The 17,560-nt window shown below is 71.5% G+C and carries 10 protein-coding genes; 6 read left to right on the top strand and 4 right to left on the bottom strand.

The window, feature by feature from the left end; translation table 11 throughout:
• Window positions 1-81 precede the first annotated feature (81 nt).
• The 6 genes from drmD to CS2_RS02125 all read left to right on the top strand — a co-directional run bounded on the left by drmD (window position 82) and on the right by CS2_RS02125 (window position 14,154).
• Window positions 82-3,237, top strand: a complete 3,156-nt coding sequence (gene drmD / locus CS2_RS02150; protein ID WP_369691415.1) for a DISARM system SNF2-like helicase DrmD — start codon at window positions 82-84, stop codon at window positions 3,235-3,237.
• Window positions 3,234-7,334, top strand: a complete 4,101-nt coding sequence (locus tag CS2_RS02145; protein WP_070318700.1) for an Eco57I restriction-modification methylase domain-containing protein — start codon at window positions 3,234-3,236, stop codon at window positions 7,332-7,334. Before drmD ends, CS2_RS02145 begins: the two co-directional genes overlap by 4 nt.
• Window positions 7,324-11,028: a DISARM system helicase DrmA gene (gene drmA, locus CS2_RS02140; RefSeq protein WP_070318699.1), complete on the top strand. Its 3,705-nt coding sequence runs from the start codon at window positions 7,324-7,326 to the stop codon at window positions 11,026-11,028. Before CS2_RS02145 ends, drmA begins: the two co-directional genes overlap by 11 nt.
• Window positions 11,028-13,097, top strand: a complete 2,070-nt coding sequence (drmB, locus tag CS2_RS02135) for a DUF1998 domain-containing protein (protein ID WP_070318698.1) — start codon at window positions 11,028-11,030, stop codon at window positions 13,095-13,097. The genes drmA and drmB overlap by 1 nt, the downstream gene beginning before the upstream one ends.
• Entirely contained in the window at window positions 13,094-13,807 is a 714-nt protein-coding gene (gene drmC, locus CS2_RS02130; RefSeq protein WP_070318697.1) for a DISARM system phospholipase D-like protein DrmC, read from the top strand. Before drmB ends, drmC begins: the two co-directional genes overlap by 4 nt.
• Window positions 13,808-13,917: 110 nt before the next feature.
• Window positions 13,918-14,154, top strand: a complete 237-nt coding sequence (locus tag CS2_RS02125) for a hypothetical protein (RefSeq protein ID WP_070318696.1) — start codon at window positions 13,918-13,920, stop codon at window positions 14,152-14,154.
• A 132-nt stretch (window positions 14,155-14,286) separates the two neighbouring features.
• Here CS2_RS02125 and CS2_RS02120 read toward each other — a convergent pair whose 3' ends face one another.
• The 4 genes from CS2_RS02120 to CS2_RS02105 form a co-directional block, all read right to left on the bottom strand.
• A complete protein-coding gene (locus tag CS2_RS02120; RefSeq protein WP_070318695.1) occupies window positions 14,287-15,174 on the bottom strand; it encodes a nuclease-related domain-containing protein in 888 nt (295 codons plus the stop codon).
• 12 nt (window positions 15,175-15,186) lie between these two features.
• Complete coding sequence (locus tag CS2_RS19490) at window positions 15,187-15,930, bottom strand: excalibur calcium-binding domain-containing protein (RefSeq protein ID WP_070318694.1); 744 nt, start codon at window positions 15,928-15,930, stop codon at window positions 15,187-15,189.
• Between the two features lie 90 nt (window positions 15,931-16,020).
• Entirely contained in the window at window positions 16,021-16,704 is a 684-nt protein-coding gene (locus tag CS2_RS02110; RefSeq protein WP_070318693.1) for a response regulator, read from the bottom strand.
• Window positions 16,701-17,560: sensor histidine kinase (locus CS2_RS02105; RefSeq protein ID WP_233421036.1), on the bottom strand; the 860-nt coding region annotated here is incomplete at its 5' end. The genes CS2_RS02110 and CS2_RS02105, both read right to left, overlap by 4 nt.

Genomic DNA, 17,560 nt, shown 5'->3' with positions numbered 1-17,560 from the left:
ATTCGGGCGCGTTCGCTCGCGTGATCGATGTCCGTGTTGTCCGCCGCGTACGTCATCCCACGTCGCTAGGGTCTTCAGGGAGTGCGAGGAAGGACTGATGTGCAAACCCATCTCCCTGAGGTCGGCCAGATGGTCCACGTCCGAGGCGCTCGGTGGGTGGTGACGGACGTCGCCACGCAGGCCCTCCCGCGATCCTCGGCGGACGACGACGTCACCGAGATCCAGCACGCCGTCACGCTCCAGGCGATGGGTGAGGACGCCACAGGAGACGAGCTGCGGGTGGTCTGGGAGATCGAGCCCGGGCGCGCGACGGTCACGGAGCGCGGCCTGCCGCGGCAGGTCGACCCCGAGCAGTTCGACGACCCGGGGACCCTGGCCGCGTTCGTCGACGCGCTGCGCTGGGGCGCGGTGACCTCGGCCGATCCGGGGACCTACCAGGCGCCCTTCCGGTCAGGTGCCGCGGTCGAGCCGTATCAGCTCGAACCGCTGCGCAGGGCGCTCTCCGCGCCCCGGACGAACCTCCTCCTCGCCGATGACGTCGGCCTCGGCAAGACGATCGAGGCCGGGCTGGTCATCCAGGAGCTGCTGCTGCGTCACCGGGCTCGGTCCGTGGTCGTCGTCTGCCCCGCGGGTCTCGTGCAGAAGTGGCACGACGAGATGCTCGAGAAGTTCGGGTTGTCGTTCGAGGTCATCAGCTCGCAGACGATGAAGGACGTGCGCCGTCGCTACGGCGTGCACGCCAACCCGTTCGTGCTGTTCCCGCGCGTCATCGTCTCGATGTCGTGGCTGCCCGGCCCGCGCGCCCAGCGCATGCTGCAGTCGGCGTTCGACGCCGCCCGCCGGACCGGCCGCGACGGCCGGGTCTTCGACGTGCTCGTGGTCGACGAAGCGCATCACGTGGCACCGTCTGCGCCGCACCAGGCGTCCGGACGCCGCGGCTACGCGGTCGACTCGCAGCGGACGGCGGCGGTGCGCGACCTCGCCCGACGCTGCGAGCACCGCCTCTTCCTGTCCGCGACGCCCCACAACGGGTACGAGGAGTCGTTCACCGCGCTGCTCGAGATGATCGACGAGCACCGGTTCGCGCGTGGCGCCCAGATCGACCGCACCGCGCTGGCCGAGGTGGCCGTGCGGCGGTTGAAGTCCGACGTGCCGGGCGACCGCTTCCGCGAGCGCCAGATCCGGCCGCTGCCCGTCGAGGCCGCGGACGACGAGGCCGAGATGTACGACCGTCTCACCGCGCTGCTCGACCGGCGACGCCGCGCAGCCGCCGGTCGACCGGCACGCGCGGCGGACATCTCGGCGCTGCTGCTCAAGAAGCGGTTCCTGTCGTCCCCCTGGGCCTTCGCCCGGACGGCTGCGGCCTACCTCGAGGCGCGCCGTGATGGCCGGGAGCCCGACCTGCCGGAGTTCGACGACCTGTGGGGTGACGCCGCGCCGGACGAGGAGGAGGGCCGCGCCGCGCAGCCTGAGCTCGGCGCGCTCACCGACAGCCGTCGGGTCCTCGAGGACCTCTCGCCCCAGGACGAGAAGGACCTCGAGGACCTCGTCGCGTGGGGACGCAGCTACGAGGCGCGGCCGGACACCCGCCTGACCCAGCTCGTCCGGTTCCTCGACGGCGAGATCCGCTCGACGGGCACGTGGTCGAACGAGCGTGTGGTCGTCTTCACGGAGTACGTGGACACCCTCGAGTGGATCGAGCGCGTCCTGCGCACCGCTGGCTACGACTCCGACAGGCTTGCTGTGATCCACGGGCAGACGCCACCGGACGAGCGCGAGGACATCCGGCTGCGCTTCAACGCCGATCCGTCGGAGCACCCGGTGCGGGTCCTGCTCGCCACCGACGCCGCCGGCGAGGGGATCGACCTGCAGCGGTACTGCCACCGGCTCGTGAACTTCGACGTGCCGTTCAACCCCAACCGCCTCGAGCAGCGCATCGGCCGCATCGACCGTTACGGGCAGACGCAGACCCCGGTGGCGTGGCACTTCGCACCGGTCAGCGGGCGGTCCGCGCTGGACCGCGACGTCGACCTGCTGCGTCGACTCCTGGACAAGATGCAGCGGGTCCGCAACGACCTCGGTTCCGCGAACGACGTCCTCGCACCGGACCTCGAGGAGGAGCTGCTCGGCCGCCGGCCGCGGGCTTCCCGGCCCGCCCGCGACGACTCGACGCGGGCAGTGACCGACATGCTGGCGGGCGATCGGCGCATGTCCGCCGAGCTCACGCGTATCACCGAAGGGCTCGATGACGTCCGCCGACGGCTTCACCTGCATCCGGCGAACGTCCACCGCGTGGTCGACACGGCTCTGCAGCTCGCCGGGCAGCCGACCCTCCAGCCGGTCGGGGACGTCGACACCGACGCTCCCGTCTTCGCTGCGCCGACGGCGATGGCGCGCACGTGGGCGCTGGCGGTGCAGGACCTGGACGACCCGCTCACGTCGGAGCGCCGTCGGCTGACCTTCGACGAGGAGGCGGCACGCGGACGAACGGATCTCGTGCACGCCCACCTCGGCCACCCGCTGGTCCGGTTGGCGACTCGCGCGCTGCGCCAGGAGCTCTGGTCACCGCACCCTTCCGTCCAGCGTGTGACCGCGGTCGTCGTACCAGGGCTGCGTGACTCGTTCGCCGCAGCGGTCGCGCGCCTGGTGCTCGTCGGCGGTAGCGGCGTCCGTCTGCACGAGGAGGTCTTCCTCGCCGGCACCCGGTTGCGGCGTCGCCAGGACCTCGGCGAGGAGCTCTCCGAGGACCTGCTGGCCACGACGCTCGACGGGCAGGACCTGCGGTCGCCGGGTCCGGACGTGCTGCGCGCGCTCGCAGCCCGCTGGAACGAGGACGGTGACGAGGCGCTGCGCGCCCGCGTGGAGCGAGCGGTGCAGGTCAGGGCCGACCGGCGGCTCGAGGAGCTCGAGGAGTCGCTCCGGGGTCGCCGGGAGGCTGACCTCGCACGCGTCGACGGCACGTTCTCGCGTTTCCGTCAGACGCTCCAGAGGTCCGTCGCAGCGATGGAGCAGGCGGCGAGGCAGGCCGAGGAGGCGCTCTTCGAGCTGGAGGGGTCCGCCCGGCAACGCCGTCGCGACATCGACGAGGTGCGCCGGCGCCTGGACGTTCTCGACGACGAGCTGGACCGGGAACGACGCGCGGTCGAGGCCAGGTACCAGGAGTCGCAGCACCACGCACTGACTGGCGCGCTCGTGTTCGCACTGACGCCCGCCGACGCTGAGGGGAGCCTCGCATGAGCCCGCGACCGGGGTACCGGCCGAAGCGACCGGACGACCCCTTCGCGTGGCTCGACCTCGTCGTCGTCGACGGGCCGTTCCTCGCGCGTCCAGCTCTCAAGGCGCAGTTCCGCGACGGCCTGCCCCGTCCGGACGCTGCTGTCGACCAGGTCGGTGAGTCGTTCTCGGAGGGCTTCCGCCTGTGGGAGCGCGCGTGGACCACGTGGGTGCGCTCGGCCCGTGATGACTCGGCGACGTCGGCGTATCTCGCCGAGCGCGACGCCTGGGTGACGACGATGACCCACCAGGTGCTCGAGTGGGACGGGTACGTAGCCGAGGCTCCGCCGGACCTGCGGGCGGTGTCGCTCGACGGTGAGCACTCCGTCAGGCCGACCGCCGTCCTGCGGACCGGCGAGGACGCAGAGGCGCTGCTGCTGGTCGTCGACCCGACCGACGACCTCGCAGCACCGGGTTCCGACGGGTGGACGGCGACCGCGATCGACAGGGGCGCAGCGCTCCTGCGGGCGAGTCGCTCCAGCGGAGACAGCGGCATCCCCGTGGCCGTCGTGACCGACGGTCGCTGGTGGGCGCTCGTGTGGGTGAGTGACCAGGGCGCGGTCGGCTCCGGCGCGTTCGACGGCGCGCTCTTCCGCGAGGAGCCGGATCTCAGGGCCGCGTTCTGGGCTCTGGCGCGACTCACCTCGCTGGCGGGTGGGACGCCCGCGCGTCGACTTCCCGCGCTGCTGCGCGACTCCGTCGCGAGCACGGAGGAGATCACCGATCAGCTCGGTCGGCAGGTGCGCGCGGCCGTCGAGCTGCTGGTGCAGTCGTTCTCGGAGTTGCACCTGCATGCGATCGCCGCCGGGGAGGCGTCACCGCTCCCGGACGACGGGCACACCGTGTACGACGCGGCCGTGACGGTCATGATGCGCGTGGTGTTCCTGCTCTTCGCGGAGGCGAACGAGCTCCTCCCTGACAGCGTCCTGTACCGCGACGCCTACGCGATCTCCGACGCTGCCGAGCGTCTCGATGCCCGCCGACGCGCTGCCGTCGCTGCCGACGGTGAGGAGCTCCTCGAGGGGTCGTTCGACACCTGGCACCGGTTGCTCGCCACGAGCAGTGCGCTCTACGAAGGGGCGACGTTCGAGGACCTGCGTATGCCGGCCTACGGCGGATCGCTCTTCGACCCCGACCGCTTCGAGTGGCTGCTCGCCACCGACCCGACGACCGGCCGCCTCCGCGTCGTGGTCGACGATCGCGTCATGCTGCACGTGCTGCGTGCCGTCCAGCAGGTTCGCATCGGGAACGAGGCACGTGCGGTGTCCTTCCGCGACCTGGACGTCGAGCAGATCGGCTACGTCTACGAGGGTCTGCTCGGCTACTCCGCGAGGTTCACCGACCCGGGAGAGACGATCGTCGGCCTGTCGGGGCCGCAGGACGGTGCGGAACCGGAGATCAGGCTCGACGTCCTGCACAAGCTCTCCGACGACGCGGGCGAGGACCCTGCGACCTTCGCCGCGGCGCTGGTCGCGTGGCTGAAGGACGATCAGCCCGGGGCGCGTGCGAGCACGGTCAGGCAGGTAGCGAAGGCATACGAGACCAGCGGCACCGTCGAGGCGCAGGACGAGGCCCGGCGGCTGCTGCGCCCCGTGGTGCGGGACGCAGGTCTGCTCGACGAGCTCATCGGGTACATCCACCTGATCCGCCGCGACCTGCGCGGACTGCCGTACGTCGTGCTCGGTGGTGGGCTCGTGGTCGTCGAGACCCGGTCCCGCGCCAACTCGGGGACGCACTACACGCCGCGTGCCCTGGCCGAAGAGGTCGTCCTGCACGCCCTCGAACCGCTCGTGTACCAGCCGGGTCCGCTGCAGACCGCCGACACGAGCGCGTGGAATCTCATCTCCTCGTCACGGATCCTCGACCTCAAGGTCGCGGACATCGCAGTCGGATCCGGGGCATTCCTCGTGGCCGCGGCACGCTACCTCGGTGGCAAGCTGCTGGAGGCGTGGGACGCCGAGGGCATCACCCGCGAGGACGTCAGCGCCGAGCAGCGCCGGCGACGGGAGATCGAGGCGCGTCGGGAGATCGTCGCGCACTGCCTGTACGGGGCGGACATCAACCCGATGGCTGTCGAGATGTGCAAGCTCTCCCTGTGGCTGGTGTCGCTCGACCGGGACAAGCCCTTCTCGTTCGTCGACGACAAGATCTTCTGCGGCAACTCGCTGCTCGGCCTGACGGAGCTCCGACAGCTGCGTGGGCTCCACATCGACCCGTCACCCGCCCGTCTGCGGAACCCGGGCTTCACCCTGGATGTCGACCTCGCCATCCAGCGAGCGACCGAGATCCGCGGCCAGCTCGCGACGACGGTGTCCGACGGCAACGCGATGCGGACGACGCACGCGAAGCGCCAGCTCATGAGACAGCTCGACGAGCAGCTGGCGGAGCTCCGCACCGTCGCCGACGGCATCGTGGCCGCCGGGCTGGCGGTCGGCGGCAAGCCCGGCAAGCCCCTCGAGGCCGCCTACGAGCACCTGTCGCTCGCGTTGATGCGTTCTGCGCTAGGCGACACCGACCTACTCAACGCCGTCATCGTGGCCGGCCTCGCGATGGAGCTAGAACCTAGCGGTCGGCGATGGAGACCACTCCATTGGGTTCTGCAGGCGCCTGACGTAATGCTCCAGCACGGAGGATTTGATTCCGTCGTCGGCAACCCACCATTCCTCGGTGGTACCAAGATACCGTCGGCCGCGGGTTCAAGATATCGCGACTACCTCCTGGCGACCTTGGGCCTCGGTCGGCGCCTCGGCCGGGCGGACCTGGTCTCATTCTTTCTTGTTCGGGCATCCCTAGTGGTGAAGAGATCGGGCACGCTCGGACTCATCGGGAGCAACTCGATCGCACAAGGGGAGACCCGAGAGCTCGGACTGGACCGCCTTGAGCATGAAGGCTTCCACATCTATAGATCGATTCAGAGCAAAAAATGGCCGGCGTCCTCCGCTAATGTAGAGTTCGCTGCAGTGTGGTCTTCAAGGGTCACGCCGAGCCAGGGGGTGCGGCCAGTTGCGGATGGGGTATCGGTTCGTGAGATAAGCACGCTCCTGGAGCCTAAGGGGGCTATTTCGATAGCCCCAGTGCGCCTCGCGCAGAACGATGGCTGGGCGAGCCTGGGGTCATATCTGCATGGTGCCGGGTTTGTACTTTCGAAGGGCAGCGCAGACGTGATGCTCGCCGAGGACGACCGGAACAGAGAGGTAATCCGGCCACTCTTTACCGGGCAGGACCTGAACTCGCTCGCCGTCTTGGTTCCGCAGCGCTGGGTTATCGATTTCGGAGAGATGTCCGAGGATCAGGCTCGAGCGTATCCCGCTCCGTGGCGCCATGTGGAGACCTGCGTGCGACCGGAGCGCTCTCGTCAGGACCCTAGTAAGTACCCGCGCATGGTGTACGAGTGGTGGAAGCACTGGAACGCTCGGCCGCGTTTGTATTCGCGGATGCGTTCTCGCGATCGGGTCGCCGTCATTGCTCGGGTGAGTCGGACTCTGATGCCGACTATTGCACCCGCCGACGCGGTATTCACGGACAAGGTGGTGGTCTTCACCGGTGAAGTGCTCGAGGATCTCGCAGTTGCATCCTCCTCTCTGATGTCGACGTGGGCGATTAGGTATGGAACTTCGATGCGTAGCGATCCGACATTCACGCCGCGAGCGGTCTCCGACACATTCCCTCGGCCCCTCGCGGATATATCCGCTGCCGTTGAGGTTGCGACAGCCCTATACGAAGTGCGAACGGAGGTGATGACGCGACGAAATTTGAGTCTCACCGGCATCTACGGTCGCGTCAACGATCCTTCAATTGTCAACGATGGTGATGTAGTGAGAGTTCGCGATCTGCATCGCGAGCTCGACATGTCGCTGCTCGCGACCTACGGATGGTCGGACGTCCGCGCCGAGCACGGCGTGTACTCCTATAAGCAAGTCTTGAGGTGGACGCTCGATCCGGATTCCCAGTCCGAGGTCATGGACAGATTGTTGGAGGAGAACAACAGGCGCACTGCGCTCCGCCGGGACTCGAAAGAGTCCCCCACAATTGGTGACTTGGAACTGGGGAATGGGGCCTGAAGTGAATTCGGCAAGGGTTAGGGATAGGGTGCAACGCCTGCTTGTTGCCGACTTGCTCGGCCCGTGGGGCGGAAGGGAAGAGGTCGTCCTTGGGAATCCGCGTGGACGCTATCTGGCCGGAGCTCTGGCGCCCGTAAAGGTTCAAGGCGCCGGGCTCACCGGAGCACAGGATCGGGTGCCTGTGACGGATGAGATCGAAGACCTTCGATTAGGCGAGAACGCTATCCCCGTTTCCGTCGGACGAGACGTCGACGGCGTACCCGAGGTCGATGACGGGGACATCTCCGACAGCGGCACCTCGGAGGAGTCGGAGGACCGAGGACCCGCGTCCCAGCTGATCGCGCCGTCGTCGATGGGTCTGCGCTTCCGTGTGAGCACGGAGGGCCCTGCTCTCGTGCTCATCGCCCGGTGGGGCACGTACGCGCCGCGCCGCGAGGCGGACGACAACGGTCGCGTGCGTACGCTGTACGACCGCACACCCCACGAGCACCGCGTCGTCCTGACGCCTGACCGCCTCACCGCCGGTGCGGTGATCGACGAGCCCGTGCTCGTCGACAACGGCGTGGTGCAGGTGTCGGTGAGCGTGGACGTCCGCGCGGGAGAGGGGGCGACGCTCGTCGTCGAGGTCGCCCTGCAGAACCGCCGCATCACCGACGGCACCCTGCCGCCCAGGCTCTGGCTCTTCCAGGCCGAGCTCGAGGCCCTGGCAGAGGACGGCTCGGCGGTGTTCCTACCGATCCACGATCCGCTGGACGCGCTCGCACCCGGGCTCGACAGCGAGGAGCAGCGCCTCGAGCTGCTCTACCGTGACCGACTCGAGTTCGCGGTGGGCCGCACGTGCTCGGCCACGTGGACGTGCGCAGACCCCGACACGACGGGCGGCGAGTGGGTCCGTGACCTCGTGGAAGACGCGCGCCGCGCGTACCGGGTGCGCACGACCTGGTTGCCGACCGCCGAGGTGCCGCAGACGATGGCGCCAGCCGTGCCCGGCGCGGTCGTCTCCATGGATCGGCTCGGCAGCGCCCCGCTCAAGGACGTCGTGGCCGGCCTCCGTCCGATGGTCGACGATTACCGCGCGTGGTTGGTCGATCGGCGCGCCGAGGTCGCCCACCTCCCGCCCCACCTGCAGGACATCGCGGACGAAGCGGTCGAGGATGCCGAGGGGGTGGCCGACCGCTTGGAGGCCGGCCTCGCGCGCCTGGCCCACCCCGACGTGTTCCGCGCCTTCCAGTTCATGAACCGCGTCATGGCGGACCAGCGCGTCCACAGCCAGGTCGCGCAGCTCCGTTCCGAGAGTGCCGACGTGACCATCGCCGAGGCGACGGAGCAGGTCATGGCGAAGGACGAGCTCGCCCGGGCCTCGTGGCGGCCGTTCCAGCTCGGCTTCATCCTTATGCAGCTCGGCAGTCTCGCGGACCCGGCATCACCCCTCCGCAGCGGGGACGCCGCCCAGGCCGAGCTCCTCTTCTTCCCCACCGGTGGCGGCAAGACCGAGGCTTACCTCGGGCTCGCGGCGTTCACCTTCGCGATCCGCCGGCTTCAGGGCGATATCCCGTCCCCGGACGGCCCGCTCGACGGGCGGGACGGCGTCGCGGTCCTCATGCGCTACACGCTGCGGTTGCTCACGACCCAGCAGTTCCAGCGGGCCACCGCCTTGGTCTGTGCAGCAGAGCTCGAGCGACGTCGGGACCCGGACACCTGGGGCACCGAGCCCTTCCGCATCGGCTTGTGGGTGGGCACCAGCGTGAGCCCCAAGTCCGTCACCGAGGCGCGCGCGCAGGTGGAGGACGCCCGCGGCGTAGAGGGGAAGGCGTACGGCGTCACCGTCCTCCAGCTCCAGCGCTGCCCCTGGTGCGGCTCGCGCATCAGCCCCAAGCAGCACATCCGCTACGACGACGTGCGCAGACGCGTCCTCGTCCACTGCGGGGCGAAGCTGGGCACCGAGTGCCCGTTCGCCGAGGGCGGGTCCGTCGAGGACGGTCTCCCAGTGCTCACCACCGACGAGGAGATCTACCGGCACCCACCGACCTACCTGCTCGCGACGGTCGACAAGTTCGCGCGCATCGCGCGCGAGGGGCAGACGGCGCACCTCTTCGGTCACGTCGCGCAGCGGTGCCCGCGTCACGGCTACGTCCACCCGGACACCCTGGACGAGGTGTGCAACCGCACGGCCCACAACCGTAAGGGCTCTGCCCCCAAGGTCACCGTGACCCCGGTGGGACGCCTGCGACCACCGGACCTCATCGTCCAGGACGAGCTGCACCTCATCACGGGCGCGCTCGGCACGGCTGTCGGGCTGTTTGAGGTCGCCGTCGACACGCTCTGCAGCTGGCAGCTCGGACCGGACGCCGCGACCGCGGCCGCCATCCGGCCCCTGGTCGTCGCGTCCACGGCGACCAGCCGTAACGCACTCGGGCAGGTGCGTCGCCTCTACGGGCGTGGGGTCGAGATATTCCCGCCCCAGGTGCTCGACGTGCGCGACACCTACTTCTCCGCCGAGGTCCCGATCAGCGAGAAGAACCCGGGGCGGCGCTACGTCGGCGTGTGCGCGCACGGCGCGCGGCTGACGCTGGCCGAGATCCGGGTAGCGGAGATCCTCCTCCTCGCGGGGCAACGTCTGCTCGACGAGCACGGCGAGGCGGCCGACCCGTACATGACCCTCGTCGGCTACTTCTCGGCCACCCGCGAGCTCGCGGGCATGCGGCGCTACCTCGACGACGACGTCACCACCCGGATCACCAATCCGGACCGGACGAGCGGGTACGCCCCCCGCGGACGGTTCGGGCTCGAGGTCGGCGAGCTCACGTCCCGGATCTCCTCGACGGAGATCACCGCGACGCTCGACCGGCTCGCCGTGGCGTTCGACCCTCACTTCGACAGCACGAGCGCGCACACCCGCATGGCCCAGGCCGCGCGCGACGGGAAGAAGGAGCCGGGCCGGCCGGGCGACCGGCCGTACGACGTGGTCCTCGCGACGTCGATGCTGCAGGTCGGCGTCGACGTCGGACGCCTCGGTCTCATGCTCATCGTCGGGCAGCCGAAGAACACGGCGGAGTACATCCAGGCGTCGTCACGCGTCGGACGCGTCGCCTCCCGCCCCGGGCTGGTCGTCACGCTCGCGAACCGGGCACGCCCGCGCGACATGGCGCACTACGAACAGTTCGAGCACGACCACCGGACGTTCTACGCCCACGTGGAGGCGCTCTCCGTCACACCGTTCTCGGATTCCTCGCTCGAACGAGGGCTCACGAGCGTCCTCGTCTCCGTCGCACGGGTTCTCGACGTGACGGCCTCGCCGTCGCTGTCGCCCCAGGTCGGGGCCAGCGCCGTCGCCACCCGCTACGCCACGGTCAAACACCTCATCGACGTCATCGCGCAGCGGGCGGCGGCAGCCGGAGCCGACGAGCTCGTCGGCGAGATCCGGGAGAAGCTCCAGCGCCGCCTCGACGTCTGGTACGCGCGGGCCACCGCGAACCCCGGCACCGTCTACGACAAGCGAGGCAGCGCGCCTGGCCTGCTGAAGAGCCCCGAGGACGAGACGATCCTCGGCGATGACGTCTACCTCCGCGTCGCCAACTCGATGCGCGAGGTGCAGCCCGAGATCAACCTCGTCGTCCGCTCCGTGCAGGACAAGGTGACCGACGTCGAACCCGCCGATGCACCGGCGTGGGAGTTCCCGCTGGAGGTGGGGTAGTGACCGACGAGACGCCCGAGGTCCCCTCCGAGACCACTCACCCCGCCGAGACCACCTACCTCGCCGAGAACGCGGTCCTCGACCCGTACGCGCACACCGACGACGTAGCGCCCAAGAACTACGGGCGCATCGGTTCCATGCGTCCCACGGCGCTGCTCTACACCGGGGGTATCGGCGCGACGGTGGACCTTCCGCACGTCGCCGTCATGCCGCAGGGCCTCGACGCGTGGGAGCTGGCCTACCAGCGGCTCGGCAAGGTCTTCCAGGTCTCCGAGCCGCGTCTCGTCGAGGCGGTCAAGGCACAGATCGGACGCCAGGTCACCGAGCTGCGCCGGCCCCCGCGTGAGGAGACCGGACCGGACGGGTACTCCACCATCGGCGTGCCCGCGGCGGTCTTCCCCCGGTGGCTGCGCTGCACCGGCTGCGACATCCTCGCGCCGTTCGACGGTCAGGGCGGCACCTTCACCTTCGTCAACACGATCAAGCGCCGACCGGACAAGGCGCGGTTCGAGCACGAGAATTGTCGCGGACGCAAGGGCACCGCCAAGCCGCGGCGCAGCCCGGCCGTCCCCGCCCGGTACCTGGTCGCCTGCCTCGCCGGGCACCTCGACGAGTTCCCCTACTGGGCGTTCGTGCACGGTGCCCAGGGCGCGGGGTGGACGTGCTCGAAGATGGCGGGCATCCCGAACCCCCGGACACAGCTGCGGATGCTCGAGTGGCGCAGCAACCTCGGGCCCGAGGTCCACATCCACTGCGTCACGTGCGACGCTCGGCGCTCCATGCGCGAGCTCACCGGGACCGCGGGCGCCGACCGCATGCCGCGGTGCCGCGGCCGCCACCCGCATCTCGGGACCTTCGAGAAGTGCCAGGCCGAGACGCGGTTCATGCTGCTCGGCGCCGCGAACCAGTGGTTCCCCGCGACCGTCAGCCTGCTCGTCGTGCCAGAGAGCGTCGAGCTCACCGTCGCCGACGTCGCTGCGCGGCTCCAGGGCGTCCCCGCGGAGCAGCGGGCCATGGTGACCTCCGTGGCTGTTGTCCCGATGTTCAAGGCCTTCGTGCAGCAGAGCGCGGGTCTGGACCTGGCGGACGTGCCGGACGACGTCGTGATGGAAGCGATCACGCTGCTCGCCGACGGCGGTGCGCCGGACACCGGCAGGACGACCCCCTACACGGCCGTCGAGCTCCGGCTCCCGGAATGGCGGACCCTCGTCCGTCCCAAGGACTTCGCCAAGCACGCCCGGCAGAGCGACTTCCGCATCCGGGACGTGGCTCTGCCCGCGAACCTCGAGCCGGTCGTGGGTACCGTGGCTGCGGTCGACCGGCTGAAGAAGGTGAACGCCTTCGTGGGCTTCACGCGAGTCGACTCGTTCGACCGCATCGACGACGTCGCGCGGCTCGCTCCGATCTCGCGTCGCCGCCCGCGCTGGGTCCCGGCCACCGAGGACCACGGCGAAGGGGTGTTCATCCGCCTCCGCGAGGACGTCGTCGGGCTCTGGGAGGAGAGCGTCCTCCCGACGTCGCTCTGGGAGGCGCACCGCCGAGCGCACGAACTCAACGTCGCCCGACGCACGAGCGCGTCCGCACCGGTGAACGCGGCGGAGCGGTTCGAGCCGCCGCGGTTCTGGGCCGTGCACACCCTCGCCCATCTCCTCATCCGTCAGATGGCGATGGACTCCGGGTACGGGTCTGCCTCCCTGACCGAGCGCATCTACGCGTGGCGGTCGGACGAGGACCGCGAGGCCGCAGCCGGCTTCCTCATCTCCACGACGTCCCCGGACAGCGAGGGCACGCTCGGCGGACTCGTCGAGCTCTCCGACCCCCGCCGGCTCGGAGACCTCGTCACGCGGGCCTTGCACAAGGCGTCCCGCTGCTCGTCCGACCCCGTCTGCTCCCACCGCACGCCCGGCCCGGACGAGGACTTCCTCCACGGGGCCGCGTGCCACTTCTGCGTCTTCAACTCGGAGACGTCGTGCGAGAACGCCAACAGGTTCCTCGACCGGCGCCTCCTGCGAACGCTCTACGCGGGGCAGGGGGTCGACGGGCTCCTCGACGCCGTGGTGCTGGGATGAGAGCGGACCTCGCCGCGCTCGTCGGTCTGCTGACACCCAGCGAGCTCCGTCGTGTCGCAGCGAGTCTCGAGGCGACCGGCCGCGCGCGGCGGGCTGCCCGCGAGGTGGCGCCCGACCGGGCGCCAGCGGTCGGTGTCGCGCTCGCGGCGGTGGTGAGCTCCTTCGGGAACGCGACCGCGCTCGCTGCCGCGTTGCGGGTGATCGCTGACGCCGCCGAGGACCGACCGGAGCCGCCGGTCGTCGTCTGGAGCGGGCCGCAGCTGCAGGGAGACTCGGTCCGGACGACCGAGGCCATCGTCCGCCTCATCGACGACGCTGAGGAGAGCGTCCTAGCGTCGACGTACTCCGGATCATCGGGCGCGCCCTTCGTCCAGGCTCTGCGGCGGGCGGCACAGCGCAAGGTGGCAATCACTCTTGTCGTGGATGTCGTCGAGCGTGCGGAGACCGCGCGTGCACTCGCGCACGCTGTGCCGAGGGCGACCGTCTACGGGTATCACCACGAGGTGCGAGGTCAGGTCGGCCTTCAGCACTCGAAGATCCTCGTCATCGACGGACGTTTCACGCTTGTGACGAGCGCCAATCTCTCTGTCGCGGCTGTCGAGCGCCATCTGGAGGCCGGCGTGCTCCTTGATGATCCCGCTGTCGCAAGCCGGGTCTCGAGGCGCGTGGCAGACCTGGTGGCATCGGCGCATCTGAGGCAGGTGGAGTGACCGCCGTGCGCCGGTCGAGAACGTGGCATATCGGCTGATCGCGCGGGCAGGCGGGTGAACAGGGCGGGGCTGAGTAGCTTCCCAGCACCCCCTGCGCAAAGCTCCCCTGCATGGCTGCGCGTGACGTCCTCCGTGACTGGTTGGTCGAGGCCCTGCGGGCGCTCGGTGGATCGGCGACGGTTATCGACGTCAGTCGAGAAGTGTGGCGGGCGCACCAGCGTGACATCGAAGCCTCCGGGGACCTCGTCTACACCTGGCAGTACGACCTTCGATGGGCAGCGACGAACCTCCGCAAGGAAGGGCGCCTGGCTCAGAACAAGCGGGGTGAGCCCTGGCGCTTGATCTAGCCGCAGCTGAATCGGTAGGAGGGCGACGTGCGGACCCGGTGACCCTGGTCGCCGACCTCGCGTCGGTCGCGCGGCGATGAGCTTCTTCTCCCCGCGCCGCGCCGGCGGACGGAGCGGACTGGCGCGCCCGCGTCAGCCACCTACCATCCGCGGCAGCACCACGTTGACGAGGAACAAGACCGCCCCGAGCCAGAGGACGAGCCGCGTCAGTGCCCCACCGAGCGCGGCCCGCCGTCGTCGCCGCCTGTCCACGGCGCCGGGCCGCCCGCCGGAGGACCGTCCTGCCGACCGCCCGGCAGCCCGCGCGGACGTCCGCCCCGCCGACCCCCGTGGCGTTCGCCCGCCCGTCCGCCCGCCACCCCGCCGCGGCGCGGGGACGGTCGCAGGCGCGGCCGCCCCCAGCTCGGCGTCCAGGTGGCGTGCGATGTCGACGACGTCGTACACCGACAGCCGGACGGGCTGGGCGAGCAGGTGCTCGGGCAGGTGCCACCGCCCGCACACGGTCACGCCCTGCACCGTGACGACCGGCTGGTCCTCCTGCCCGGTGAGGCACAGGACGCCGCGCACGGCGGACCGGTGCTGCGGTGCGAGCAGCGTGGTGACGGCCGCCGCGGCCTGACTCACACCCTCGACGGCGGCGTCCCGCCCGTACCCGTTCTGCCGCAGGCCGTCCGGCGAGACCCGCACGTCGCCGGACCAGTTCTTCGCGTCGACGACGAACACGCCGCCGGGCCCGATCGCCACGTGGTCGAGGTTGGCGCGCTGCCGGCCGGGCCAGCGCACGTCGTGCAGCACGGTCCAGCCGTACCGCGTGAGATGCGCGAGCACGTCGGCGACGCGGCGCTCGCCCTCGGCGCCCGCGGCCCACGCGCGCTGGTCGCGGCGCAGCCGCTCGAGCGCGGCGGTGTCGACCGCCTCGCCGCGCTCCGCGGCCGCCCGCAGCTCCGCGACGCGTCGCGCGCGCCGGCTCACCTGCTCCTCGGCGCCGCGCCCGGCGTCGTCCCCTGCAGCCCCCTGCACGACCCGGCCGCCCTACTCGCAGCCCACGCCGTCGTTGTCGCGGTCCAGGTGCGACGCGTACCCGGGCTCGCCACGCCGCACGGGTGCGGCGCCCGCGGCGCGGGCCTCGGTGCAGTTCTTGTAGTACACCGACCCACCTCCCGACGCCGCGGCCGACGTCCCACCGGACGAGCCCGACGAGCCCGACGTCCCCGACGGCCGCGCCGACGACACGCGCGCCTCGCGCGCGTCGAGGTCCGCGGACCGCGCGTCGAGCTGGCTCTGCCGCCCGTCGAGGTCGGCCTGGCGGGTGTCGAGCTCGCCCTGCCGGCCGTTGAGCGCGGCCTCGCGCGCGTCGAGGTCGGCGGCACGCTGGTCGAGGGCGGCGACCTGGGCGGCGGCGTCGGCGACCTGCTTCTTGGCGGCCGTCAGGTCGTCGCGGGCCTCGGCGAGGTCGGCGTCGAGCTCGTCGCGGTCCTTCGTGAGGTCGGACTTCTCGCCGGTGAGCGCGGCGATGGCCGCGCGGTCCTCCTGCGCCTGCGAGCTGGCGGACGACGCCGCGCCCACGCCGCCGAGGATCAGCCCGAGCACCAGCGCCCCGGCCCCGACGGCGGGCGTCAGCCACCTCCGACTCCCGGTGCGCGGCTCGACGTCGACCCACAGCTCCCAGTCGTCGGGCGCGGCGGGCCACGCCGGGTCGGGCGACCAGTCGGCCGGCGGCTGCCAGCCCTTCGGCGGGATGGGCCACCCGGGCGGTGGGTTGAAGCGCTGCGTCATGTCGCCCCCTGGCGTCGTCGGTGCCGGAGCATCGACGTCGCGGGCCGACGACTTGAGGGGACCCGCGCGGCGACGAGCGCCGCCTGGGTGCTACCCCCCACCTCCGGCCCGCACGAGCCCGGTCTCGTACGCGAGCACCACGACCTGCACGCGGTCGCGCAGCCCGAGCTTGGCGAGCAGCCGGCCCATGTGCGTCTTGACGGTGGCCTCGGTGACGAACAGCCGGTCGCCGATCTCCGCGTTCGACAGCCCCTCGGCGACGAGCCGCACGACCTCGAGCTCGCGTGCGGTGAGCGCGGCGAGGCGTGGGTGCGGGCCGTCGCCCGGCGCCGCGGCGCCGTCGTCCTCGGGCAGGTGCGGTGCGAACAGCTCGAGCATGCGGCGTGTGACGCGCGGCGAGACCACCGCGTCGCCCGACGCGACGGTGCGCACGGCCGTGACGAGCTCGGCGGGTGCGGCGTCCTTCAGCAGGAACCCGCTGGCCCCGGCGCGCAGCGCGCCGAACGCGTACTCGTCGAGGTCGAACGTCGTGAGCACCAGCACGCGCACGTCGGGGTGCGCGGCGACGACGGCGCGCGTCGCGTCGATGCCGTTGACGCCGGGCATGCGGACGTCCATGAGCACGACGTCGGGGCGCAGCGCGGCCGTCTGGTCGATGGCCGCCTGCCCGTCCTGCGCCTCGCCGACCACCTCGAGGTCGTCCGCGCTCTCGACGAGCAGGCGGAAGCCCATGCGGATGAGCGGCTGGTCGTCGACCAGCAGGACCCGGATCATGCGTCTCCCTCGTGCCACGGCAGGCGCGCGCGCACCCGCCACCCCGGGCCGTGCGGCCCGGCCTCGACCGTGCCGCCGAACGCGGCGACCCGTTCCGTCATGCCGACGACGCCCCGGCGCGTGCCCGGTGCGGCGGGCGCGGCGCCGTCGCCCGGCCCGGCGTCGGTGACGACGACGGCGAGCGCGCCGCCGTCGCGCCGCACGTCGACGTCGACGCGCGGGCTGCCCGGTGCGTGCCGCAGCGTGTTGGTGAGCGCCTCCTGCACGACGCGGTACACGGCGAGCTGCCGGGTCGCGCCGAGCGCGTCGAGGCCCGTGACGGCGAGCCCGCTGGTGCGCACGGGCAGCCCTGCGGTGCGGAACCGCTCGACGAGCCGCGCGAGGTCGCCCGCGCCGGGCTGCGGCGCCATCGGGGCGCGACCCCCGCCGGGTCCGGCCTCCCCGCCTGGACGCCCGTCGCCGCCGGCCGCGTCGCGCCCGACGTCGCCACCGCCGGCCGCGTCGCGCCTCCCGTCGCCGTCGTCCGCCGCCCGGCCGCGGTCGTCCCGGGCGCCACCGCCGCCCGGCGTCGCCCCCACGACCTGCCCGGGCACGGGGTCCTCCTCGGCGTGCAGCACGTCGAGGATGCGCCGGACGTCGTCGAGCGCGGTGCGCCCGGTCTCGACGAGCTCGTCGAGCGCGGCGCGCGCGCGGTCGGGCGAGCGGTCGAGTGCCGCGGCGGCGCCCCCGCCGAGAGCGACCATGACGGTGAGGGAGTGCGCGACGACGTCGTGCATCTCGCGCGCGACGCGGGCGCGCTCGGCGGCGCGCGTGAGCCGGGCGCGCTGCGCGGCCTCGCGGGCGCGCGCGGCGGCGG

It is taken from the genome of Cellulomonas iranensis NBRC 101100 = JCM 18110 (assembly GCF_001552375.1).
In the GTDB taxonomy this organism is placed as follows: domain Bacteria; phylum Actinomycetota; class Actinomycetes; order Actinomycetales; family Cellulomonadaceae; genus Cellulomonas; species Cellulomonas iranensis.
The sequence above is the reverse complement of the archived record's forward strand: the minus strand, read 5'-3'. Positions and strand labels throughout refer to the sequence as shown.